At 64.5% G+C, this 22,769-nt stretch carries 19 protein-coding genes; 14 read left to right on the top strand and 5 right to left on the bottom strand.

Annotation, left to right across the window (positions count from 1 at the left end; genetic code table 11):
• Positions 1 to 17 precede the first annotated feature (17 nt).
• Both serA and HMPREF1478_RS09775 read right to left on the bottom strand, forming a co-directional pair.
• Positions 18 to 1,223 (bottom strand): phosphoglycerate dehydrogenase, encoded by a 1,206-nt coding sequence (serA, locus tag HMPREF1478_RS09780; protein ID WP_016461909.1) that lies wholly within the window; start codon positions 1,221 to 1,223, stop codon positions 18 to 20.
• A 59-nt stretch (positions 1,224 to 1,282) separates the two neighbouring features.
• The gene (locus HMPREF1478_RS09775; protein WP_016461908.1) at positions 1,283 to 3,556 is read right to left on the bottom strand and encodes a HelD family protein; all 2,274 of its coding nucleotides are present in this window, start codon (positions 3,554 to 3,556) and stop codon (positions 1,283 to 1,285) included.
• A gap of 175 nt (positions 3,557 to 3,731) precedes the next feature.
• Between HMPREF1478_RS09775 and HMPREF1478_RS09770 the strand changes: the two genes are divergently transcribed.
• Complete coding sequence (locus tag HMPREF1478_RS09770) at positions 3,732 to 4,808, top strand: PAC2 family protein (RefSeq protein ID WP_051113434.1); 1,077 nt, start codon at positions 3,732 to 3,734, stop codon at positions 4,806 to 4,808.
• 91 nt (positions 4,809 to 4,899) lie between these two features.
• Here the strand turns inward: HMPREF1478_RS09770 and HMPREF1478_RS09765 are convergent, their stop codons facing one another.
• On the bottom strand, positions 4,900 to 5,721 hold the full coding sequence (locus HMPREF1478_RS09765; protein WP_016461906.1) for a spermidine synthase: 822 nt from the start codon (positions 5,719 to 5,721) through the stop codon (positions 4,900 to 4,902).
• 47 nt (positions 5,722 to 5,768) lie between these two features.
• Between HMPREF1478_RS09765 and dinB the strand changes: the two genes are divergently transcribed.
• Both dinB and HMPREF1478_RS09755 read left to right on the top strand, forming a co-directional pair.
• Complete coding sequence (dinB, locus tag HMPREF1478_RS09760) at positions 5,769 to 7,115, top strand: DNA polymerase IV (protein ID WP_016461905.1); 1,347 nt, start codon at positions 5,769 to 5,771, stop codon at positions 7,113 to 7,115.
• A 68-nt stretch (positions 7,116 to 7,183) separates the two neighbouring features.
• On the top strand, positions 7,184 to 7,600 hold the full coding sequence (locus HMPREF1478_RS09755) for a DUF3040 domain-containing protein (protein ID WP_016461904.1): 417 nt from the start codon (positions 7,184 to 7,186) through the stop codon (positions 7,598 to 7,600).
• A gap of 133 nt (positions 7,601 to 7,733) precedes the next feature.
• On the opposite strand, the gene HMPREF1478_RS09750 is transcribed toward HMPREF1478_RS09755, so the two are convergent.
• Both HMPREF1478_RS09750 and HMPREF1478_RS09745 read right to left on the bottom strand, forming a co-directional pair.
• On the bottom strand, positions 7,734 to 8,645 hold the full coding sequence (locus HMPREF1478_RS09750; protein WP_353579752.1) for a hypothetical protein: 912 nt from the start codon (positions 8,643 to 8,645) through the stop codon (positions 7,734 to 7,736).
• Positions 8,638 to 9,504 (bottom strand): DUF6318 family protein, encoded by an 867-nt coding sequence (locus HMPREF1478_RS09745; protein ID WP_016461902.1) that lies wholly within the window; start codon positions 9,502 to 9,504, stop codon positions 8,638 to 8,640. The genes HMPREF1478_RS09750 and HMPREF1478_RS09745 overlap by 8 nt, the downstream gene beginning before the upstream one ends.
• A 762-nt stretch (positions 9,505 to 10,266) precedes the next feature.
• Here HMPREF1478_RS09745 and mraZ point away from each other — a divergent pair.
• The 11 genes from mraZ to HMPREF1478_RS09690 all read left to right on the top strand — a co-directional run bounded on the left by mraZ (position 10,267) and on the right by HMPREF1478_RS09690 (position 22,668).
• Positions 10,267 to 10,698 (top strand): division/cell wall cluster transcriptional repressor MraZ, encoded by a 432-nt coding sequence (gene mraZ, locus HMPREF1478_RS09740; RefSeq protein ID WP_016461900.1) that lies wholly within the window; start codon positions 10,267 to 10,269, stop codon positions 10,696 to 10,698.
• Between the two features lie 127 nt (positions 10,699 to 10,825).
• On the top strand, positions 10,826 to 11,833 hold the full coding sequence (gene rsmH, locus HMPREF1478_RS09735; RefSeq protein ID WP_016461899.1) for a 16S rRNA (cytosine(1402)-N(4))-methyltransferase RsmH: 1,008 nt from the start codon (positions 10,826 to 10,828) through the stop codon (positions 11,831 to 11,833).
• On the top strand, positions 11,830 to 12,222 hold the full coding sequence (gene ftsL, locus HMPREF1478_RS09730) for a cell division protein FtsL (protein WP_016461898.1): 393 nt from the start codon (positions 11,830 to 11,832) through the stop codon (positions 12,220 to 12,222). The genes rsmH and ftsL overlap by 4 nt, the downstream gene beginning before the upstream one ends.
• A gap of 18 nt (positions 12,223 to 12,240) precedes the next feature.
• Complete coding sequence (locus HMPREF1478_RS09725; RefSeq protein ID WP_016461897.1) at positions 12,241 to 13,974, top strand: peptidoglycan D,D-transpeptidase FtsI family protein; 1,734 nt, start codon at positions 12,241 to 12,243, stop codon at positions 13,972 to 13,974.
• 17 nt (positions 13,975 to 13,991) lie between these two features.
• Complete coding sequence (locus tag HMPREF1478_RS09720; RefSeq protein ID WP_016461896.1) at positions 13,992 to 15,389, top strand: UDP-N-acetylmuramoyl-tripeptide--D-alanyl-D-alanine ligase; 1,398 nt, start codon at positions 13,992 to 13,994, stop codon at positions 15,387 to 15,389.
• Positions 15,386 to 16,471 (top strand): phospho-N-acetylmuramoyl-pentapeptide-transferase, encoded by a 1,086-nt coding sequence (gene mraY / locus HMPREF1478_RS09715; protein ID WP_016461895.1) that lies wholly within the window; start codon positions 15,386 to 15,388, stop codon positions 16,469 to 16,471. Before HMPREF1478_RS09720 ends, mraY begins: the two co-directional genes overlap by 4 nt.
• Positions 16,468 to 17,913: a UDP-N-acetylmuramoyl-L-alanine--D-glutamate ligase gene (murD, locus tag HMPREF1478_RS09710; RefSeq protein WP_016461894.1), complete on the top strand. Its 1,446-nt coding sequence runs from the start codon at positions 16,468 to 16,470 to the stop codon at positions 17,911 to 17,913. Before mraY ends, murD begins: the two co-directional genes overlap by 4 nt.
• A complete protein-coding gene (locus tag HMPREF1478_RS09705; RefSeq protein ID WP_016461893.1) occupies positions 17,900 to 19,156 on the top strand; it encodes an FtsW/RodA/SpoVE family cell cycle protein in 1,257 nt (418 codons plus the stop codon). Before murD ends, HMPREF1478_RS09705 begins: the two co-directional genes overlap by 14 nt.
• A 32-nt stretch (positions 19,157 to 19,188) precedes the next feature.
• Positions 19,189 to 20,313, top strand: coding sequence for an undecaprenyldiphospho-muramoylpentapeptide beta-N-acetylglucosaminyltransferase (gene murG / locus HMPREF1478_RS09700; protein ID WP_016461892.1), 1,125 nt, complete (start codon positions 19,189 to 19,191; stop codon positions 20,311 to 20,313).
• Complete coding sequence (murC, locus tag HMPREF1478_RS09695; protein ID WP_016461891.1) at positions 20,306 to 21,697, top strand: UDP-N-acetylmuramate--L-alanine ligase; 1,392 nt, start codon at positions 20,306 to 20,308, stop codon at positions 21,695 to 21,697. Before murG ends, murC begins: the two co-directional genes overlap by 8 nt.
• Positions 21,694 to 22,668 (top strand): cell division protein FtsQ/DivIB, encoded by a 975-nt coding sequence (locus HMPREF1478_RS09690; RefSeq protein WP_083940094.1) that lies wholly within the window; start codon positions 21,694 to 21,696, stop codon positions 22,666 to 22,668. The genes murC and HMPREF1478_RS09690 overlap by 4 nt, the downstream gene beginning before the upstream one ends.
• Positions 22,669 to 22,769 lie beyond the last annotated feature (101 nt).

Below are 22,769 nucleotides of genomic sequence, written 5' to 3'. Positions count from 1 at the left end.
CGATGAACGCGACAGTTTTAGAGCGGCGTCGCGATCAAGCGGATGGTCTCGGGTAGGTGGCTCAGCTCCTCAAGTGCCTCCCGTCCCAGGCCTGCCGAGATGTCGGTGAGCACGTAGCCGACCTCGTCGAGGGTGGCCAGGATCTGTGCGTCGACGTTAGCCTCGGAGGACGCGAAAATCTGGTTCACGCGCGCCATGACGCCGGGAACGTTGCGGTGGATGAGGCGCACGCGGTAGCGCGAGCGCTTGCCGACATTCATCGTCAGGTTCGGCAGGTTCACGCTCATGTCGGTGGATCCACTGACCTGGTATTCGCCGATCTTGGCGGCCACGAAACGGCCGATGTCGTACTGGGCTTCCTCCGTCGAGCCGCCGATGTGGGGCGTGAGGATGACGTTGTCGAGCGTCGCCAGGGGAGAGGTGAACGGATCGCCGTTGGCGCGCGGCTCCTCGGGGAACACGTCGATAGCGGCGCCACCCAGGTGACCTGAGACGAGCGCGGCATGCAGTGCGTCGACGTCGACGACGTGCCCGCGCGACAGGTTGATGAACAGGGCGCCGGGCTTCATGAGTTCGAACTCGACGCGACCGATGAGGTTCGTGTTGGACTCCTGGCCATCCACGTGCACCGAAATAATGTCGGCTTCGCGTAGGACGGCTTCCATGGTGGGCATCTGCGTCGCGTTGCCCAGGGCGAGGCGCTCGGCGGCGTCGTAGAAGATGACGTTGAGGCCCATGGCCTCAGCGAGAACGGAGAGCTGGGTGCCGATGTTCCCGTAGCCGATGATGCCGAGCGTGTGGCCGCGCACCTCGTGGGCCCCGTCCGCGCTCTTGTCCCACACGCCGCGGTGCAGACGCGAGTTTTTCACGGTCACGCGGCGCGACAGGTCAATGATCTCGCCGATGGCGAGTTCGACGACGGAGCGGGTGTTGGAATAGGGGGCGTTGAAGACGGCGATGCCCATCTCGGTCGCCGTGGCCAGATCGATTTGGTTCGTGCCGATGCAAAAGGCGCCGATGGCCTTGAGCTCGGGGCGTGCACGCAGCACACGCTCGGTGACCTCGGTCTTGGAACGCAAACCCAGGTAGTCCATGCCCTCGAGAGCCTCGATCAGGTCATCTTCGGACAGGGCGCCCTTGACGCGGGTGACCTCGATGCCGAACTTGGCGAAAATATCGTCGGCGACGTCGTGCGGGTTTTCCAGGAGCAGTGCGCGTGTCATGCCCCCATCATGGCAGACGGGGACGCGAAACGGTACGCGGTGTCAGGGTGTGGTTGCTCCTACCATTCCTCCATGCCGACGGGCAGAGCTGCGCTGTGGACGACGTGGACGTCGTGGGTGGCGCGCGTGAGCGCCACGAAGAGGTCTCCGACGCCGTCGCTGATGATCTCGGCGGGTTCGACGAGGACGACAGAATCGAATTCGAGGCCCTTGGAGGCAACGGCAGACAGGAGGGAGACTCGCTCGGAGAGCGCAGTCTCGCCGGCCATGTCGGCTCCCCACGCTCGGGCGCGCTCGTTGCCGACAATGATGGCGATGCGGCCACGGGAGGTACCCGCCTCGCGGTCGAGGCGTTCCTCGGCCTCGCGCTGGGCCCGGGCGACGGCCTGCCACAGGGAGCTGTCTTCCTTCGGCGAGGCCGGGGCGTCCTCGGGCGCGTCCACGTGGGTGACGCGGTAGCAGCCCTCGATGTCGCGTACGGCGGTCATCGGGTACAGGACGGGAACGCCGGCGCGGGCGACGACACCTTCAGCGAGCGTCGTCAGGGTCGCGGGCGTGCGGTACGAGACCGTGAGGGCATACTCGGCCGTGAAGGCGCGGGCTGCTGGGCCGAGAGCTTTCTCCCACGTGGGCGGACGCTTGTTGCCACGGCGCTGGTCGAGGTCTCCGACGACCGTGAACGAACGGGAGGGACAGCGGCGCAGCAAGGCACGCCATGCCATCGGAGAGAGTTCCTGGGCTTCGTCGACCACGATATGGCCGTATGCCCACGTGCGGTCTTTCGCGGCACGCTCGGACAGGGGCGTCCACGAATCCTGTCCGGTGACCTGGTCCGCGAGCATTTGAGCTGTCACGATGCCGCCACCCAGGTTTTGGGCTTCGATCGCTTCGCGGGCGCGCTCAACCGCACCCTCATCCGTCTCCCGCGATGACGCGGAGGAGGTGGGCATGGGACCCAGAAGTTCTTCGCACTCATCCAAGATCGGCACGTCTGACACCGTCCACGGCGCCGAGCGCGGCCGCACGAGAGCGGCGAGCTCATCGGGACGCAGGGGAGAACCAGCTTTGCGGTTCGCCGCCGCCAATACCTCGGGGCGCGCGTAGAGCCGACGCAGCAGCGTTCCCGCGCTCGTCGGCATCCACGCCGTGTTGATTGCGCGCCTGCAATCCACCGAATCGCGGATTTCGATGAGCCACGAGCGTTTCACCTCCGGATCGACGCCGCCCTCGGAATCGGCATCCCCGGCCTCGCGCGCAAGACGCAGGGCGAGGACGTCCATGAGCTCGCGTGCGAACGACTCGCGCGCCACGTTGTGCGCACGACCAGAGCGCTTCGCTCGGCGCCTGGCCGTCTCCACGTCGGAGCGTGAGAGCGTCACCTCGCGGTTCCAGACGCGTAGCACCTGGTCGCCCTCGGGCAGCTTCGCGAGCGAGCGCACCGCCTCCTTGACGACTTTCGCCCACGCGGGCAGCCCCTTGATCCGAGCCACGGCCTCGTCGTCTTCGACGCGAGCATGCACGCCCGGCACCAGGTCGCCGACAGTCACAGACACGACGCCCGTCTCACCCAGGGAGGGGAGCACCTGCTCGATATAACGCAGGAACAGCCTCGACGGGCCCACGAGGAGGACCCCCGAGCGCTCGAGGCGCTCGCGGTGGGCATACAGAAGGTAGGCAATACGGTGCAGCGCGACCGCTGTCTTGCCTGTACCCGGGCCACCCTGGACGACCATGAGGCCCTTGTCGGATGCGCGGATGATGCGGTCCTGCTCGGACTGAATGGTGGCGACGATGTCGCCCATACGACCGTCGCGAGCTTCGCTCAGCGCGTGCATGAGCGCGCCCTCGCCCTGGAGCTCCAGCCCCGACGCGTGGGACGCGTCCAACAGTTCATCCTCCAGGCCGGTCACTCGACGATCACGCGTCGAAATATGACGGCGCCGAACGACGCCGTCCGGCTCAGCCGACGTGGCCTGATAGAAGGGGCGCGCAGCGGGAGCACGCCAGTCCACGAGGAGGGGAGTGCCGTCCTCGTGAGACAGAGACAGACGACCCACGTGGCGCACAGAACGATCCACCATGTCGAGGCGACCAAAGACGAGGCGCTCTTCCACGCCTTCGAGGCGGGCGGCCATCTCTCCCAGGTGCGCGGACAGGGCCTCGCGCTCGGTCCATCCCTGTGCGTTACCGACGCCGTGCGTGGAGTGGACGCGCCCCTGGCGCTCGCGGTAGGAGGCCCGCAGTGCATCCAGGCGCTCGTAGGCGCGGTCGACGAAATCCTGTTCGGGCAACGGAAGGTCGGTCGACGACTCATCATGAGTGTTCGTGGCCATGGCTCCTCCTCGATTCTGTGGCCCTCTATTGTCCCCTACTTTTGCTTTCGGCGCTTCCAGTGCGTCGGGCGTGTGCGGACTTCGCCCCAAGCTCAAAAATGGTTCCCGCGTGACGAGGCGGGGGCGACGCGGGTACGTTAGACACGAGGCAGAAGCATGAGCATGAGGAGGAGACGTGAGTATGAAGGCCACCGACCTGTATGCCGACGGTCCCGCCGCGGGTGCGAAGGCGAAGATTCTCCTCATCCACTTCGATGGGGCGATTGACGCCGGTGCGGCTGGACGCATGGCGATTGGCCAGCTGCTGCGTTCCTTGCACAACGAGCGGGTCGCCACGTTCGATGCCGATACCCTCATGGACTATCGCTCCCACCGGCCCATCGTGACCGTCGACAACTGGGTGTCCTCCCCGGACATGGTGATGCCCGAAACCGTCCTCGACCTCGTCGAAGACGACATGGGGAATCCGATTCTGGTCCTGCACGGGGCTGAGCCCGACGCCCACTGGGAGTCGTTTACTGCTGCGATCCGCGAGATCTGCGAACGCGCAGGCGTGGAAATTACCTTTTCATTGCACGGCGTCCCCTCGGGGGTTCCGCACACGCGTCCCACGCCCGTCCACGTGCAGGCGACCGACGAGTCGCTGCTGCCCCCGGGGTCCGGCGCGATCTCGAATCACATGCAGTTCCCCTCGCCGCTGTCCACGTTCATGCAGATTCGCATGGGACAGCAGGGGATTGGTGGGCTCGCGCTGCTCGGAGCTGTTCCGTACTACATGGCGGACACCGGCTACCCAGCCGCGTCCTCTGCCCTGTTGACCTCATTCGCTAAGTTCGCGGACCTCTCGTTGCCGGTCGGTGACCTCGAACAGGGAGCTGCGCAGGATCAGGAGAGCATCGAGAAGCTCGTCGAAGGCAATCCGGAGATCTCGCACACTGTGTCCGCTCTTGAGGAGCACTTTGATGCGTGGACCGGTGGAACGGGCGCGATTCCGCTGCCTGGCATGGGACAGCCTCCGATGACCAGCGGCGACGAGAAAGCACCGAAGGACATTGGCGACGTGATCGAGGCCTACCTCGCGCAGGTCTCCCGTGCCCAGGACGAGGAAATCGAATCCGTTCAGAGGGCTCCGCGTACTGAAGAAGCCGACGAAGTAGCCAAGCCCGACACCGTTGAGGATGTCCTCGCCCGCGTTGAGGCACGCCGCAAGGGGCAGGGACCCGGCCCCTCGTCGCCGCGCCACCGCGCCTGACGGATCCGTGCGTGAGGCAGCGCCGAGCCCAACTCCTGGGCGCGGTGCTCCTGCCCGCGCGCCACGGCCTCGTTAACGCGCCACGGCCTCGTTAATCGGTCTGAGGATAACCGACCTGCGCATCCCTGAGAGCGGGCGTTCCCGCCACCCATCGCTCCAGGTCCCGCGGCCGCGTAATGCGAGCGGGCAGTGCCAGCGTGCGCAGGGCGCGATCGATCTCATCGACGTCAACGACGCCATCCGCGCAGGCCAGGGCGACGACGTTACCGCGCCTCCCGCCTCGTCCCACCTTCGGATCCTGAATAGAGGCCACGAAAGGGAAAACTTCGCGCAGGGCCGCCACGTCCTGACGAGCGTTTGCTGCCCCGCCATGGGCGCAGTTCACGAGGTAGACGCCTCGGGCCGTCAGCGTCGCGCGTGCCCGTTGCGCGCACTCCACCGTACGCAGGTGATCCGGAGTGACCCCGGAGGCGAAGGCGTCGCGCACGATCACATCGAAACTCCCCTCGCGCGTCCCCTCGAGGACCGCACGTCCATCGCCCACACGTATCTTGACCTGCGGGGCCTTCGGGATCGGGAAGTGCTCACGCACCTGCTCGGCCAACAGACGGTCAACCTCAACGGCGACGTGGCGGGACTGTGGGTGCGACGCCGACCAGGCGCACGCGAGCGCGCACGCCGCACCGCCCACATGAAGCGCGCGAAAACGATCCTGAGCGCCCCACAGCGAGGACACGACAGCGTCCATGTGCTGCATGTACTCGAACTCCAAGTAGGTGGGGTCCGACGTGTCAACTGCGGACGATTCGACCTCACCGAGGAAGAGCGTCGCACGCGGCCCATCCCACCGGATATGCGCTGGGCCGAAATCCGTGTCGAAAGAGATGTCGCGTGACGAAGATGAGCGTGCCATGGTGGACACTGTAACCACGAAGACCGTCGATGGGTGCAGGAGGTGACATGTCAAACGCTCCCAGGGACGCGCGAGCGAAACGCGACTGGGGATCGGACGACTCGGCTACCCCGATCCTCCACGTCGACATGGACTCCTTCTTCGCCCAGGTCGAAATGCGCGAGGACCCGAGCCTCGTTGGGCGTCCCATCATCGTTGGGGGGACCTCGGGGCGTGGCGTCGTCACGTCCGCCACCTACGAAGCTCGAGCCCTTGGCGTGCGCGCCGGCATGCCGACATCGCGTGCCCGAGCCCTGTGTCCGCACGCGGCCTTCGTTCCTGGCAGTCACGGCCTGTATCGCCGCTACTCTCAGGAGGTCATGAGGATCCTCGCGACGATCACGCCCGCGCTCGAACAGGTCTCCATCGATGAAGCGTTCCTGGACGTGTCCGGGGCTCGCCGCCGCCTCGGATCACCCCTGACGATTGCGACTCTCATCCGCTCGAGAATCCGCGAGAGCGTCGGCCTGCCCGCATCTGTTGGCATCGCATCCACGAAATCGGTCGCGAAAATCGCTTCCTCGCACGCCAAACCCGATGGGCTTCTCCTCATCCCTCACCAGGCCACGGTCGACTTCCTCCACGGGCTGCCGGTGGGGGCCCTGTGGGGTGTGGGCGGTCGAACCGCAGCGGTCCTCGATCGCGAAGGCATCGACACAATCGGCGACCTCGCCCACGCGCCCATCGCCCGCCTGACGAAACTCCTCGGAGTCGCCGCGGCCCATCACCTGCACGACCTTGCGTGGGGCATCGATCCGCGGACCGTGAGCCCGGCGCGCGCCGAAAAATCGGTCGGCATGGAACGCACCTTCGAGGAGGATGTGCGCTCGCGGGTCCAGATTGAGGAATTCATCCTGGCGGCCTCTCACGATTGCGCGCGTCGACTGCGGGCGGGCGGGGTTGTCGGGTGGACTGTCGGGATTAAGATGCGCGGCGCCGATTTTCATACGATCACGCGCAGCGTGAGCCTCGTGGCGCCCACGGACACGGGGCGAGACATTGCCAGGGCCGCGCGTGAGCTTTTTTCGCGCGAGGACATGCCGATCGGCGGGGTGCGTCTCTTCGGCGTGCGCGTGGAGGGCCTGCAGTCGCGTTCCGGTGGAGTCGCCGTGACGTTGGATCGGGACGAGCGACCGGCCGCCTCGGAGCGCGCGATGGATCAGATCCGCACGAAGTTTGGTGCCGGTGCGCTCGCTCCGGCCACGCTGCTCGGTAAGAAGACGCCCGACCGGCGTTCCTTCGGGGCGGATACGGGTGAGGCTGCTCCCGCTCAGGCTCCGTCCGATCAACGAGGCCGGGGTGAGCAAGGGCTGGATGGTGGCGGCAGCGAGGCGCGCCAGGGGACCCTCCTGTAAGGCCAGTTCGTCTCTGACATACCGGACGCGCTAAGCTGTTCGTACTACCCATGTGAAAGGGGCACCCAATGGCTCTCACCGAGTATGAGAAGAAGATCCTCGAGCAGATGGAAGCATCTTTGCGCGAGGAAGACCCGGCGTTGGCCTCACAGATGTCCGCTCCCGTCTCCGAAGAGCCTGAGTCGAAGGCGGCGGAAGGTCCTCGCGCTCCTCGCCGTATTGCCCTTGGCCTGACGGGTGCTGTCCTGGGCATGATTGTGCTGGTTGCTGCTGTGTCTCTGGGGTACTCCGTCGTGTCGATCCTCCTGGGGGTCGTCGGTTTCGCCGTGACGGTCGCCGGAGTGCTCTACGCACTTTCGCGGCCCGGGGGCAAGGGGCGCAGTGCGGATGAGCCCCGCTCGGAGAAGAAGAGCAAGGGTGGCGGCTGGGATTCCTTCATTCAGGATCAGGAGCGACGCTGGGATAACCGCAAGGATGACGACTGACGTCGTCGATCCAAGACTGTTGGGAGCGGGGCGCACCGGGAAACCGGAGCGCCCCGCTTTGCTGTCCATCATGTATCGCATGCTTGGCGTGCCGTGAACACGCGGGAGGGTGAGGCCTTCGCCCCTCGGTGGTTTAGTGGCCTTGTTTTTCTTCCCAGGTGTCGGTGTTTGAGACGATGAGGTGGGAGAGTCGGAATGGGCCTGTTGTTTCCGTGGTGGTGACCAGGCCGTTGATGGTTTGGGTTTCTCCGGTGAATGGGTTGGTGGCGGTGCCGCTCCACGTGGTGGTCAGGGTGATGGTGCGTGTGGCGTCGGGGTATGGGCCGTCGAAGCGTGAGCGCCAGCCGTTGGGTGGGGTGTAGTAGTGGCGGATCAGCCGGGGGTCCTTGTTGGGGTCCATGCCCTTCTCGAAGACCGTCCCTTGGTAGGCGGTGATGGTGTGTGGGGTGCCGTCGCCCCAGTCCCATTCGTAATTGGTGGCCGTCAAGGTGATGGTGATGTCGTGTCCCAGCAGGTTAATCGTGTGGGTTTGGGTCGGATGGGTGGCCGCCACGAGTGTGGGGACGTACTTGTTCGTGTACGACGTCCTGGCGGGGCGCTTATGAAGGCCCGCGCCGTCGGCGTGGATTGTTGTGGCTGCATAGTACAGAATCTCGCGCGTGGTTGGTGTCCATCCTGAATCGCCAGTTTTAGGGAACATAGAGCGACATGCATATAGTGCGGTACTTCCGTCTGACTGAATGCCCTCGTGTCCTTTTCCGTCACAATTTCTATCTGCCATGGCGGTCACTGCATCAGGACTCGCAATGGCAGAATTTGATTGCCGAATTGTGTCATCAGTTGGTGACTCGTTACTAGGCTGAGTACTTCCGCTATATTGTTTGATGCCTTGCTTCAGGAGAAAATCAATGGCGTCATCGTGCGCATCTGTGTCATAGAAGGGAGGGGGAGTAACTTCCTCCGCGTATGCTGTGTGCGCAACGGCCACAGACAATAGCAGTGCGATAGTTGTCGATATGACAAATCGAAGGAATTTCTCACTCATTTGTCTTTTCCATTCCCGCTTGGGTTACAACCCATTGGTCATTATTCCATGTCATTACTAGCGCAAATATGGATTGGTATTGCTGATCGTGAACATAAATATTCTTGTTCTGGCAAATCGTTCCATCTGACGAGTTGATAGCTAGTACTACTGTCACGGCGTCAGATGTATTCTCCGCACCCGCTAATTCCGCAGGTTCAAGCTTGAGAACGTGCTCCACGGCGGAACTATTGTTAAATACCCATCCATTACCGTAGAGATCGCTGATCCTCTGCGTCACCTCATGCGCGAACTTTGAGTCACTATCGGACATATCTGCTAGTGGTTGGGTGTCTCCGGTGTTCCAGGCGTAGACGAGTAGTGCGAGGTAGTGTTCTGCGGCTGCTTCTGCTCCTCGTTCGGTGTTTTCCTTGGCTTCTTCGGGGAGTTCAGGTTTGGTGTAGGTGTCTGCGGCGTATTGGGCGGGGCGCACGAGGACGCCGTCGGGGCCGATCTGATAGCCGCCCGACACCGCGGCCTCGCTCGACACTGATGGTGCGGGCGTGGGCTGGGTGGCGGGGGCCGTGGCTGCGACGCTGGGTTTTTCGCCCCAGGCGTGCCACCAGCCTTCAGCGACCCCGTTGATGTAGACGGCGAAGACGGCTCCTGCGGCGAGGCACACGTAGACCACGCGCATCGTCCAATAGAACGGCTCGACGTGCAGCCACGCCTGGGCGTGGGCCCGCATACCCGAGGGACGCGAGCGGGTGTCCCAGTGCTCAGCATCGGCCTCGCGCCCTGCCTCCCGTGACGTGGTGTCGCGCCGCAGCTGATCCTCATCCTCGGTATCGAGGGGGTCGAACAATGGTGGAACCGTCATGGCGTCGTACTCCTCCACGGTGAGGTGCCCTGCGGCGTGCCCCCGTCGTTGGAGGCGCGCCCTACTGTTTCAGCGTACGCGCAGAACCAGCACGAAATACTAAGAATGCTGCGCAACCATCATGCACATCCTCCCACCCGTACCCCGGTAGCCGCACAAATGTGCGCGCGATGTTGGGCGTGTGTGTCCCTGTGCGTGGTTGATCTGTGTGAGGAGAGCGCTGCGGTGCGATCTGCGCTGAACTGGGTGGCGCTTGGGCAGAGCATTCTCCGGGATCCTTGGACAGCTCCCCACTGTCCTCCCCGGTGTCCTCCACGCTCCTCCCCACTGTCCTCCCCGGTGTCCTCCACGCTCCTCCCCACTGTCCTCCCCGGCGTCCTCCACGCTCCTCCCCACTGTCCTCCCCGGCGTCCTCCACCCTCCTCCCCACCGTGCTCCCCGGCATTCCCCACTGTCCTCCCCACGCTGCTCCACCGGGCTCGGATTGCTGACTGTTTCCCGGTCTTTGGCGTTCGGTTAGCGTTGGTATTTCAATGATTGCTGACGAGGAGGAAGGGGTGAGTGCGTGGCGTGGGCGGTGAGTGGGAGGTGTGTTTCCTCGAATGTGTGCAAGATTTCCCCCACTTTTCTCCACTCGATTTTTTCATTGAAACGAAGCCGTTTGACACCTCTGTTTTTTACGCCACGCCGGAAGTTCCTCTGTAAATATGGGGTGTGGTGGGTTAAAGTGGGGGAAAGTTTCGAACAGGGGAGGGCGGTGACATGTTCCTCGGTACGTATGAGCCCAAGCTCGACGACAAGGGCCGCATGTTTCTGCCTGCGCGCTTTCGCGAGGACATGGAGGGCGGGATCGTCCTCACTCGCGGCCAAGAGCACTGCATCTATGCATTCCCTGCCGCGGAATTCGAGAACATGACCGCGGAACTGCGTCGCGCGCCCCTGTCGTCCAAGCAGGCGCGTGACTGGATCCGCGTGATGCTCTCGGGAGCCTACAAGGAGATCCCGGATAAGCAGGGTCGCATTAGCGTTCCTGCGGACCTGCGTGCGTACGCAGGTCTGGGTCGCGAACTCGCCGTCATTGGCGCGGGGTCGCGAGCCGAGATCTGGGATGCCTCGGCTTGGCGCGAGTACCTCGCCGTCCAGGAAGAGGTCTTCTCGAATACTGCAGAAGAGATCATCCCGGGGATGTTCTGACCCGTGCTCTCAGGTCTCCGCCCGCTGTTCCGACATCACTTCCCCGGTGGCGGAGCACGGTGGGGGACCTGGAAGCACGGATCGGACACCCAGTACACGACAGTCGGCACACGAAAGGAGGCGCGACATGGTGGAAACATCGCAGGCGGTGCACGATTCGTCGCGCCCCGCGAGCGAGCGGCACGTGCCTGTGCTCCTCGCCGAGTGCCTCGACATGCTTGCCCCCGCGATTCAGCGCCCCGGCGCGGTTCTCGTGGACGGCACGCTGGGCATGGGTGGTCACACGGAGGGGGCGCTCGAGCGCTTCGAGGACCTGACGGTTATTGGTATTGACCGCGACCCTCAGGCGATCGCTCTCGCCTCCGAGCGTCTTGAGCGTTTCGGGACACGCTTCCGAGCTGTTCACACCACCTACGACCACATCGATGAGGCGGTCGCAGACCAACTTGGACAGGGGGCGCGCGTGGATGGCGTCCTCATGGACCTGGGCGTGTCCTCCCTGCAGCTGGACGAGGCTGAACGCGGATTCGCGTACTCCAAAGATGCGCCCCTCGACATGAGGATGGATTCGACCACCGGGCAGAGCGCGGCTGATTTGCTTGCCACTGCCTCGGAAGGTGAACTGATCCGAATCCTGCGCACGTACGGCGAAGAGAAATTCGCACCGCGTATCGCCAGGCTCATCATCCGACGTCGCGACACTGCGCCGATCACGCGCACCGGGGAACTCGTCGACATCATTCGCGAGGCCATCCCGGCCCCCGCGAGACGCACCGGCGGTAACCCGGCAAAGCGGACGTTCCAGGCGTTGCGCGTGGCTGTCAATGACGAGCTCACCATCTTGGAACGCGCTCTGCCGAGGGCCCTCGCAAGTCTGAGGGTAGGCGGGCGCCTGGTCGTGGAGTCCTACCAGAGTCTCGAGGATCGGATAGTCAAAGACGTGCTGCGTCGCGGCTCGACCAGCAGCGCTCCTCCCGGACTGCCGATCATCCCTGAGGAGATGGCTCCCAGCCTGCGCCTGCTGACAAAGGGCGCGAACAGGGCCGATCAGGCCGAACAAGACCACAACCCCCGATCTGCTTCCGTGCGACTGCGCGGAGCGGAGCTCATCCGCGAATGGAAGGACCTCTCATGAGTGCAGCAACCGCGAAGGCACGTCCCGCAGCGCGCCCCGAGCTGCGCCGCGAGGAGGCCCATGAGCTGCGTATCGTTGAGGGCACTCGTCCTCGGCGCTCGGTCGCGGCGATCCTTATGCTTTTCGTCGCCGTCGCTCTGGCCTCCGTCGTCACATCGATGGTTCTCAATACGCGCATGGCTCAGACGTCGTTCGAGATCCGTGAGCAGCAGCTGGTTCTTAATGAGCTGGAGGCGCAGTCGTGGACGATGCGTGCGGAGCTGGATCGGAAGGCCTCGCCGACGGAGCTTGAGAAGGCTGCGAAGGCGAACGGCATGGTGCCCGCCGGAAAGTCGGGCTTCATCACCCTTGAAACCGGCAGCGTCGAGGCTGGGACTCCCGCGAAGTAACTCGGAAGGCGAGTACCGATGGATACCGTCATCACGCGTTCGCGATGGATCGTGGGCATCCTTGTTGGTGCCCTGTGTATCTGTGGTGTGCGTCTGGTTCAGCTGCAGATCATCGAAGGGCCGTCGCTGGCGGCGCAGGGGCAGCGTGTGCGTACCTCCTCGACGGAGGTTGCCGCTGCGCGTGGCACGATCACCGATGCCACGGGTGTCGTTCTGGCGAACTCGATCCAGACGTACGACATTGCGGTGAACCAGGTGAATATCCGATCCTTCGTGCACCTTGACGATGACGGGAACGAGGTCGGCCGTGGCCCTGCGGAGGCCGCGCGCCTCCTGGCCCCCATCCTCGGCATGAATGAGGCGGAGCTCGGCGGCATGATGCTGGGCGACTCGACCTACGTGTACATCAAGCGCAACGTGGATGCCGTGTCATACCGTGAGATCCGTAAGCTCGACATCTACGGGATCGAGTGGGAGTCCGTCTTTGAGCGTGAGTACCCCAATGGCAATGTTGCTGCGCCCGTCATCGGGACGGTCAACGCCGAAGGGCAGGGGTCTTCGGGCATGGAGGCGCAGTTCGACACGCTGCTGACGGGTACGCCCGGCGCACAGGCCTTCGAGATCGCGCCCAATGGTGCGGTGATGCCGGGCGGTAAGAAGACCACTGTTGAGCCGAAGAACGGCGGCAATGTGGAGCTGACGCTGCATGCCGACCTGCAACACCAGGTTCAGGAACTGCTCGACGCGCGAGTGACGAAACACCAGGCCGACTGGGGGGCGGTCGTCATTGAGGACGTGGCAACAGGTCATGTGCTGGTGATGGCGGACTCGAACTCCAAGGAGCCCGACAATGCGAGCCCTCAGAAGGTACATGCGGTTCAGGACGCATTCGAGCCCGGCTCCGTGGGCAAGCTCGTGACCGTGGGGGCGGCTCTCAATCAGGGGACGATCACGCCGACGAGTGTCTTCCAGGTGCCTTACGCGCTGGATCTTCCCGACGCGGGTGGTCCTATCACCGACTTCCACGAGCATGGCGGCGAAACCCTGACGGCGACAGGCATTCTGGCGGAGTCGTCGAACACTGGTACTGTCCTGATCGGCCAGACGATGAGCGACGACCAGCGATACGCGATGATGCGCGCTCTCGGGTTTGGCGAGGAGACGGGCGTCGAGCTGCCCGGCGAGTCCGCCGGTCTGCTGCGCAGTGCGGATCAGTGGCAGGGCCGTGACCGCTACGTGACGATGTTCGGTCAGGCCTACGCGATTACCGCGATGCAGGAGGCCTCAGCGCTCGCCACGATCGCGAACGGGGGAGTGCGCATCGCGCCTCACATTGTGAAGTCGTGGACGAACGCGGATGGAACAGTTGAGGTGCCACAGGGTAGTCAGCCTGTCCAGGCCATGGATGCGACGGCTGCCTCGCAGCTGGTCACGATGATGGAATCCGTCGTCGAGGACGATCTGGGTACCGCTGGTGCCGCGAAGGTGCCCGGCTACCGCGTGGGTGTGAAGACCGGTACCGCTGAGACGATCATCGATGGCGCGTCCGGCCTCGTCTCCACGACTGCCGGCATTATTCCCGCGGATGCGCCGCGCCTCGCGATCGCCGTCGTGCTGTACAACCCGAGGGTGGCGTCGGTCTCATCTGATTCCTCGGCTCCGCTGTTTGGCGACATTGCGCGTACCGCTGTCGGCAACCTGGGTATCCCCGCCTCCACGTCGTCCGCTAACCTGTATCCGACGACGCCGTGAGTCTGAAGGAGTAGAACATGCAGACGTCAGCACAATGGATTGCTGAGGCAGTGTCGGGTCGCCTGGTTGGCCCCGATGTGCTCGTGACAGGCCCGGTGGTCACCGACTCGCGCGAAGCAGCCGAGGGATCGCTCTACATTGCGCGCCGTGGCGAGGCCGCCGACGGGCATACGTTCGTTGCAGGGGCGGTGGCGCGCGGTGCCGTCGCTGTGATCGTCGAACACGAGGTCGACGAGGCCGTGGCTCAGATTGTCGTCAAGGATTCGACCGAGGCGCTCGGTGCCCTGGCTCACGCGCACGTCGAGAAGCTTCGCAGCGGGGGAGACCTCGATGTCATCGCGATGACGGGATCTGTGGGTAAGACGACGACGAAGGATCTGCTGCTGCAGATCATGAGCGAGGACGGGCCGACGGTGGCCCCCAAGCTCTCGTTCAACAATGAGGTCGGCCTGCCGTTGACGGTGCTCCTGGCAGATGAGTCGACGCGCCACCTCGTCCTCGAGATGGGTGCATCGGGTCCCGGCCACATCACCTACCTGACGAATATCGTGTCCCCGGACGTTGCCATCGAGCTGTGCGTGGGGCACGCCCACGTGGGTGGCTTCGGTGGTTTCGAAGGCGTTGCCGCCGCGAAGGCTGAACTTATCAAGGGGATGCGTCCGGGTGGCCCCGTCATTCTCAACACTGATGACCCGAATGTTGAGGCGATGGCGCCTCTGGCGACGGGGCAGATTATCCGCTTCTCCGCCTCGGGTAATCCCCGCGCCGATGTACGGGCAATCGACGTGCGCCTTGACCGCGCCGACCGCGCTTCCTTCACGCTCGTGGCGCCTCAGGGCGAGGCACGCATTGACCTGAAGATTGTGGGTCGCCACCACGTGGCGAACGCCTTGGCTGCCGCAGCCGGTGCCCTGACACTCGGGGTTAACCTGGAAACAGTGGCTAGTGTCTTGTCGAATGCGCGTGCATTGAGCCCTCATCGCATGGACGTTCATGAGCTCACGGTTCAGGGCTGTGCACTCACCCTCATCGACGATTCGTACAACGCCAACCTGGATTCGATGCGTGCCGGAATCGCAGCCCTGGCCTCGATCGGCTCGGACGCGCATACCATTGCGGTGCTCGGCGAAATGCTGGAGCTGGGCGATGACTCGCAGTCGTTGCACGAGCAGGTGGGAGCCATGATCGAGGATGCGGGCGTGGACACGCTCATTGGCCTGGGGACGGATGCCCACTACTATTTAGAGGGGGCCCCGGGTGTGGCCCATCGTGAGGTCGCGTCGGATCCCGAGCAGGCCGCGCGCCTGGCGATCGAACACGCCGAGGATGGCGCCGTCATCCTGGTCAAAGGCTCCTACGGGTCACATTCGTGGCAGGTCGCAGACATCCTGCGAGAGAAGGGAACGAACCGGTGATTGGACTTATCGCGGCGTTCATTATCGCCATGGCGCTGTCAGTGACGTGCACGCCGCTGCTCATCCGCTTCCTGGTGTTGCACCAGTACGGTCAGTTCATCCGCCAGGATGGGCCCACCCAGCACTTGACCAAGCGTGGCACGCCGACAATGGGCGGCGTTGTCATCATTCTGGCGACCGTGGTTGCCTGGCTGATTGGTTCGCTGGTCGCCGGTGCCGGACCGTCGTGGTCCGGCCTGCTCCTCGTGTTCCTGTTTGTGGGCTTGGGCGTCATCGGACTGCTTGATGACGGCATCAAGATTATGCGCCAGCGTTCTCTCGGTTTGCACCCGTCGGGCAAAATTATCGGCCAGGTTGCCGTCGCATCACTCTTTGCGCTGGGAACCCTCATCATGCCGAACGAGTTCGGCGAATATGCCGGAACACTCGAGATTTCCTTCGCGCGGCCCACGGCCTTGACGTTGGGCTTTGCGGGGCTCGGTGTGGGTGTCGTCCTGTATCTGATCTGGACGAATCTCATTGTGACGGCGTGGTCGAATGCGACGAACCTGACCGATGGCCTGGACGGTCTGGCGGCGGGTGTCTCCATCTTCGTGTTCGGCGCGTATACCTTCATCACGTACTTCCAGCGCATTCAGGCGTGCACGCAGCTCGGGGCGAATCAATCGAACTGCTACTCGACGCGTGACCCCCTTGACCTTGCGATTTTCTGTGCCGCTCTCATTGGCGCGCTGGCGGGCTTCCTGTGGTGGAACGCGTCGCCCGCTCAGATCTTCATGGGCGACACGGGTGCTCTCGCGCTTGGTGGCGCTGTCGCCGGCCTGTCGATGCTCACGCAGACCGAGCTGCTCGCCGTCATCGTGGGAGGCCTGTTCGTCGCGGTTGTTCTCTCGGATGTCATCCAGATCGGCGTCTTTAAAGCCACCGGTAAACGTGTCTTCCGGATGGCACCGCTCCACCATCACTTCGAGCTACTCGGCTGGAAGGAAGTCACGATCGTGATCCGTTTCTGGCTGATTGCCGCGATTGTTGCGGTTGCCGGTGCGGGTATCTTCTATGCGGAGTGGGTGTCGCGTCGATGAGTCGTCTCGCTGCTGTCGTCGGCTGGGGTAAGTCCGGTCAGGGTGCGGCGGGCGCGCTGCTCGCCCGCGACTGGCAGGTGCGCGCGTTTGACGCGCGCGGCGGACAGTCGCTGTTCTTCGATGATGTCGCTGACGTTGAGGTCTGTGTTCAGGAGGATCCGAACGCCCTCGTCGACGCGATCGTCGAGGCGGGCCCCGACCTCGTCGTCGTGTCTCCGGGCGTGCCCGCGCACCACCCGGTGTTCCGCGCCTGTGAGGATGCCGGTATCGACCTGTGGGGAGAGGTGGAACTCGCCTGGCGTCTCCAGGAGGAGGGGCCGCACGCGGGTCGCCCGTGGTTGACGGTGACCGGCACGAACGGCAAGACCACCACCGTGGGGATGCTCGGAGAGATTCTGCGCTGTGCGGGTGTGAAGGTGGAAGAGGTCGGTAATATCGGTACTCCGATCACGCGCGCGATCGACTCCGATGCCGAGGTGTTTGCTGTCGAGCTGTCCAGCTTCCAGCTGCACACGGCGCGGACAGTCTCGCCTCTGGCGTCGATGTGTCTGAATGTGGACGCGGATCACCTGGACTGGCATGGCAGCGTTGAGGCCTACGCGGCGGATAAGGCTCGCGTGTACGAGAACACGGTGAAGGCGTGCGTGTACCCGGCATCCGATCGTACCGTCGAGGCCATGGTGGAGAACGCCGACGTCGTCGAGGGTGCGCGTGCCATCGGCGTGACGCTCGGTGCCCCGTCGGTGTCGCAGTTCGGCATTGTTGAGGGACTCCTCGTCGACCGCGCTTTCGTCGAGAACCGCGCTCGGCAGGCGGTCGCCCTCGCACACGTGTCGGATCTGTCGGGCGCCTACGGGCCTCACCCGTCGGCTGCTGCTTTGAGTGATGCGCTTGCCGCTGCCGCTCTCGCACGTGCGTACGGCGTCGAGCCCGAGGCCGTGGAAGCGGGGCTTCGCTCTTTCCGTCCCGCCGGGCATCGCCGAGCGGTCATCGCCCATGTGGCGGATCTGACCTGGGTGGACGACTCGAAGGCGACGAACGCGCATGCGGCGCGGGCCTCGCTCGCCGGACTACCTCCGCGCAGCGCGATCTGGATCGTCGGTGGCGACGCAAAGGGGCAGGATTTCACGGAGCTCATCAAGCAGGTCGAGCCGACCCTGCGGGGCGTCGTTGTGATCGGCGAGGACCGTCATGCCCTGGTCGCCGCGCTGTCGGACGGGGCTCCGAAGGTGCCTTTCGTCGAGGTCGATGGACACGAGGATTGGATGTTTTCGGTCGTGAATGAGGCCGTGGCGCTCTCCATGCCGGGCGACACTGTTGTGCTCGCACCCGCGTGTGCGTCCTGGGATCAGTTCGACAATTACGGTCAGCGTGGCGACGCGTTCGCGGACGCAGTCTCGCGTCTGGCCGCCCAGTGGGGGAGCGCCGGTGGCGACGAATAAGCGCGGGTGGCATATCCCGACGGTGACGCTGCCTCGGATCCGTTTCGGGTCTGGCCAGGAGCGTCACGAGGACCCGGTGATGACGTACTATCTCGTCGTCCTTCCGGCCATCGTGCTGTCGGTTTTCGGCCTCGTCATGGGCTTTTCCGCGCAGACGGTCACGTCGATCGCGCAGGGGGAGAACCCGTACACGGCGTATGCCCGTCCACTTCTCATTATCGTTGTCTCGCTGCTGATCGCGATGGTCGTTCAGCTGGTGCCGCAGCGCTGGTTCGTCTTCATTGCGCCGGTGATGTTCGTGGGCGCCCTCGGCTTCCAGACACTGGTGCTCAGCCCGCTCGGCCGGTCCGAGGGCGGCAACGCGAACTGGGTGAAGCTCGGGCCGATCATGGCCCAGCCGTCGGAGTTTCTGAAACTCGCGCTTATTGTGTTCCTGGCGCTGATGGTCTCGAAGTCAGCGTCGAAGCGCTCTGACCTGCGCACGATGGCAGTTGCCGTTGGCCTGCCGATTCTTATTGCGCTGGGTGCGGTGATGCTCGGTCGAGACATGGGTACTGCGATGGTCGTCGCGGTGGGTGCTCTGGGAGCCATGTGGGTCGCGGGCTTGCCCAAGCGCTGGTTCGGTGGTCTCGTCATGGTCGCGGTCCCCACGTTGGTGCTCTTGGTTCTGTCGAACCCGACCCGTATTCGTCGTATTCTTGCGATCCTGCCGGGCACGTCGAAGGGCCCGGACGAGTCTGCTCCCGAGCAGATTGACCATTCGCTGTGGGCACTGGGGTCGGGAGGCCTGACTGGCCTCGGCCCCGGGGCGTCGCGTGAGAAGTGGAATTACCTGCAGGCGGCGCACACGGACTTTATTTTCGCGATCGTCGGTGAGGAATTCGGCCTGTTCGGTACACTCGCCGTCCTCGTGTGCCTGGGTCTGCTGGTGTGGGGCATGATCCGAGTGGCGCGGGGGACCTCGGACCTGTTCGTCGTCGCCGTGTCCTCGGGCGTTGCCTCCTGGATTGGGGTGCAGACGATCATTAACGTTCTATCGGTGACGGGCCTTGGCCCGGTCATTGGTGTTCCACTGCCGCTCGTGTCCTACGGCGGATCGTCCTTCCTGTTTACTATCACCGCGGTTGCGGTCGTGGCGTCGTTCGCGCGCGCCCGCGCCGGTATGCGGATGATCGGTCGACCGGACGAGGCATCGGCGGGGCGCGACCCCCGCGTGGCGCCCCGCAGGCGCGCGGCTCGCTAAACTGGGGCTACGCACGCGTAAAGGAGACGCTTATGGTCAAGGTTGTGATGGCTGGCGGCGGGACCGCCGGTCACGTGAATCCTCTGCTGGCGACGGCGGCACAGCTGCGTGAGAGCGGCGCCGAGGTCGTGGTTCTGGGGACAGCGGCTGGTTTGGAATCGGATTTGGTTCCGGCTGCCGGTTTCCCGCTGGTGGAGATTCCCCGCGTGCCGTTGCCGCGTCGTCCTTCTCTCGCGTTCTTCACGCTGCCGTCGCGCTTTGTCGATGCAGTGAAGCGGTGTGCGCAGGCCTTGGAGGGCGCTGATGTCCTCGTGGGCTTTGGTGGCTACGTGTCGACGCCCGCGTACATTGCGGCTCAGCGCGCGGGTGTTCCGATCGTTATTCACGAGCAGAATGCGCGCCCTGGCCTCGCGAATAAGGTGGGTGCTCGCAATGCTGCAGTTGTGGCCCTGACGTTCCCGTCGACGCCTCTGAGCGCGCGGCGCGGCAGCACTGTCGTGACGGGTCTTCCCCTGCGTGCGGCGATCGCGTCGTTGGCGAGCAGTCGAAAGGATGCGGCTGGTGCCGCGCAGGCACGCCGTGAGGCCGCTGGGCGCCTGGGCGTGAACCCCGAAGCTCCGACGCTCCTCGTCACGGGTGGCTCGCTGGGTGCGCTGCACGTGAACGAGTCGATGACCGGTGCCGCGGATGCTCTGCCCGAGGGGGCGCAGGTCGTGCACCTGACGGGCCGTGGGAAGGATGAGCCTGTACGCGCCGCTGTTGAGGCTGCCGGGTGCTCCGATCGCTGGCATGTGATCGATTACCTGACGACGATGGAGGACGCGCTGGCCGTCGCGGACCTCGTCGTGTGTCGGTCGGGTGCGGGAACCGTGGCTGAGATGGAGGCCCTGGGCCTTCCCTGCATCTACGTGCCGCTGCCGATCGGAAATGGTGAGCAGCGCCTCAATGCCGCAGACCACGTCGCTGCGGGTGGCGCGCAGCTGATCGACGATAAGGACTTCACGGCTGACTTCGTGCGTTCCAACGTGTTCCCCCTGCTGGGTTCGGCCCGCTTGGCGGACATGGTGGCTGCTTCGCAGTCTCTGGGGCGTGCGGGTGCTGCTCGTGCACTGGCCGATCTGGCCCTGGAACAGGTGAAGGAGAGCGGCCATGAGTGAGCCGACGCTGCAGGATCGTTTTCATCTGATTGGCATCGGAGGCGCCGGCATGAGCGTCGTCGCCGAGCTGCTCGCGTCGCGTGGTGCGACCGTGGTGGGCTCGGACCGCGAGGAGTCGGCGGTTCTTGATCACCTGCGCTCGGTGGGCGTGCGTGTCTTCGTCGGGCATGATGCCTCGCACGTGGACCCGAATGCGGTGGTCGTCGTGTCGACTGCGATCCGGGAGGAGAACCCGGAGCTTGCGGTTGCTCGTGAGCGCGGTCAGCTGGTGATTCACCGGTCGCAGGCTCTCGCCCTGGCGGCTTCGGGTATGCGTTTCATCGGCGTCGCCGGTGCGCACGGAAAGACGACGACGTCCGGCATGCTGGCGATCGGGCTGTCGGCGTGCGGGCTGGATCCGTCGGTGGCCGTGGGTGGCGTTTTGCCCCAGCTGGGTACCGGCGCGCACCTGGGTGGTGGCGATGTTTTCGTCGCCGAGGCCGACGAGTCTGATGGTTCGTTCCTGAACTATTCTCCGGCGATCGAGATCGTGACGAACGTCGAACCCGATCATCTGGATCGCTACCATTCGCGTGAGGAGTTCGAGGAGATTTTCGTTGAGTTTGCGCGGCGACTGGTCCCCGGCGGCCTGCTGGTGACCTGCGCGGAGGACGAGGGGGCGGTTCGTCTCGCGGATGCCGCCCGCGCCGAGGGGCTGCGCGTCGTGACGTACGGGCGTGCGGATCGGTCGCTGCGTGATCCCGATGTCGTAATCTCCGACGTGCACGTGGAAGCTCACGGGGCTGGCGCGACGCTGACGTGGGGAGAGCGTCGCGCATCGCTGGCGCTGAGTGTACCTGGCGAGCATAACGTCCTGAATGCGGCCGCTGCCTGGGTAGCCGGCATCGAGTGTGGGCTGGAGCCTCAGGCAATCGCTGACGGCCTGGGTGAGTTTACGGGCGCGGCCCGTCGCTTTGAGGCCCGCGGTCAGGTCGGCACGCGCCGTCTTTTCGACGACTACGCTCATCACCCGACCGAGGTGGAGGCCGCGATTCGTGAGGCGCACGTCGTCGCCGGAGACGGGGACGTGACCGTCGTCTTCCAGCCGCATCTGTATTCGCGTACGCGTATCTTCGCGGAGCGTTTCGCGCAGGCCCTGTCGGGGGCGGATCATGTCGTTCTGGCGGGCATCTATGGGGCCCGTGAGGATCCCGAGCCCGGTGTTGACTCCTCGTTGATCTCCTCGCGCATTGAGGGCGCGTCCTACGTTGAAGATATGCACGAGGCTGCCCGCCTGGCTGCCTCACTGACCCCCGAGGGTGGCGTCTGCGTCACGATGGGCGCCGGTTCGATCACTCGCTGCGCGTCCGACGTGCTGGATGAGTGGAAGCGAATGGAGGCATGAGGCCGCCTTCGCCGAGACGTCCGGGAGGGCATCGACCTCGCGAGGAGCGCTCGCCGCGCGCGGAGGGGGCTGCCTCGTCGACCGCCCGCTCTTTCGATGAGATTATCGCGGCGGCACCCGAGGACGAGGTGACAGGCGACACCGAGGAATCGAAGCGACGTCCCGTGTCGCTGGTGGAGCGCCGTCGCGCTCGCTCGGCGGTTGATCGGCCACAGCCCGTCGCCGATGCCGCGTCCCTGCTCGGAGGCGAGGAAACCACGGATCTGGGAGACCGGCTCCGCGAGCGTCACCGCGCGCGTCGCATGCTCCTCGTGCGTCGTATTGCGCTGGTGGTTGTGACGCTTGCCGTGGCTGGCGGTGCCGCCTGGGTAGCGTTCTTCTCCCCGGTGTTTGCGTTCTCTTCGTCCTCGGTCGTGGTCTCGGGTGAAGACGGAACACTCGTGACGGCTGACTCTGTGCGCTCATCGATTGCGTCTTTTGAAGGAGTGCCACTGACGCGCCTGAGCACGTCCGCGGTCGCACGGGCCGTCGAATCAAACGTGGCAGTACGTTCGGCGACCGTCTCGAGGCGTTGGCCGACGAGCCTGCGCATCTCGGTGACCATGCGTACCCCGATGGCCGCGGAGGCTGTTCCCGGCGGCTACCAGCTGGTGGATGACCAGGGCGTGGCGTTCCAACAGGTCGCGAGCGCGGGGTCCTACCCGTTGGTGACTTTGCCGGAAGACCGCAGCGTGGGAGCGGCCGACGTCGCGTCGGCGCTTGGTGCTTTGGACGACGAGACACGCTCTCAGGTAGCCACTGTCACGTCGACGGGTGCACAGGTGAGTTTCACGCTGAGCGGCGGGCAGAGTGTCAAGTGGGGAACGAATGCTGATGCCCCTCAGAAGGCGCGTGTGCTCGCGACATTACTGGCGAATGTCAAGGCGACGACCTACGACGTGTCATCGCCGAATCACCCTGTGACCAGTTAAGCCTTCTTTGTTGTCCGCGTGTTGGCTTGAAGGATTGCTCGCGGACCCCTAATTTCTTTCCGACACGAAGCACGTTAAACATCAACCTTCAACTAAAGGTT

Source organism: Actinomyces sp. HPA0247, from assembly GCA_000411415.1.
Classification (GTDB): Bacteria; Actinomycetota; Actinomycetes; order Actinomycetales; family Actinomycetaceae; genus Pauljensenia.
The sequence above is the reverse complement of the archived record's forward strand: the minus strand, read 5'-3'. Positions and strand labels throughout refer to the sequence as shown.

What these genes read in the sequence shown, in the direction of transcription:
- serA (WP_016461909.1), bottom strand. Translation starts at nt 1,223, where the DNA reads ATGACACGCGCACTGCTCCTGGAAAACCCGCACGACGTCGCCGACGAT.
- HMPREF1478_RS09765 (WP_016461906.1), bottom strand. Translation starts at nt 5,721, where the DNA reads ATGGCACGCTCATCTTCGTCACGCGACATCTCTTTCGACACGGATTTC.
- mraZ (WP_016461900.1), top strand. Translation starts at nt 10,267, where the DNA reads ATGTTCCTCGGTACGTATGAGCCCAAGCTCGACGACAAGGGCCGCATG.
- murD (WP_016461894.1), top strand. Translation starts at nt 16,468, where the DNA reads ATGAGTCGTCTCGCTGCTGTCGTCGGCTGGGGTAAGTCCGGTCAGGGT.
- HMPREF1478_RS09720 (WP_016461896.1), top strand. Translation starts at nt 13,992, where the DNA reads ATGCAGACGTCAGCACAATGGATTGCTGAGGCAGTGTCGGGTCGCCTG.
- ftsL (WP_016461898.1), top strand. Translation starts at nt 11,830, where the DNA reads ATGAGTGCAGCAACCGCGAAGGCACGTCCCGCAGCGCGCCCCGAGCTG.
- dinB (WP_016461905.1), top strand. Translation starts at nt 5,769, where the DNA reads ATGTCAAACGCTCCCAGGGACGCGCGAGCGAAACGCGACTGGGGATCG.
- HMPREF1478_RS09725 (WP_016461897.1), top strand. Translation starts at nt 12,241, where the DNA reads ATGGATACCGTCATCACGCGTTCGCGATGGATCGTGGGCATCCTTGTT.
- HMPREF1478_RS09775 (WP_016461908.1), bottom strand. Translation starts at nt 3,556, where the DNA reads ATGGCCACGAACACTCATGATGAGTCGTCGACCGACCTTCCGTTGCCC.
- murG (WP_016461892.1), top strand. Translation starts at nt 19,189, where the DNA reads ATGGTCAAGGTTGTGATGGCTGGCGGCGGGACCGCCGGTCACGTGAAT.
- rsmH (WP_016461899.1), top strand. Translation starts at nt 10,826, where the DNA reads ATGGTGGAAACATCGCAGGCGGTGCACGATTCGTCGCGCCCCGCGAGC.
- HMPREF1478_RS09690 (WP_083940094.1), top strand. Translation starts at nt 21,694, where the DNA reads ATGAGGCCGCCTTCGCCGAGACGTCCGGGAGGGCATCGACCTCGCGAG.
- murC (WP_016461891.1), top strand. Translation starts at nt 20,306, where the DNA reads ATGAGTGAGCCGACGCTGCAGGATCGTTTTCATCTGATTGGCATCGGA.
- HMPREF1478_RS09750 (WP_353579752.1), bottom strand. Translation starts at nt 8,645, where the DNA reads ATGAGTGAGAAATTCCTTCGATTTGTCATATCGACAACTATCGCACTG.
- HMPREF1478_RS09755 (WP_016461904.1), top strand. Translation starts at nt 7,184, where the DNA reads ATGGCTCTCACCGAGTATGAGAAGAAGATCCTCGAGCAGATGGAAGCA.
- HMPREF1478_RS09745 (WP_016461902.1), bottom strand. Translation starts at nt 9,504, where the DNA reads ATGACGGTTCCACCATTGTTCGACCCCCTCGATACCGAGGATGAGGAT.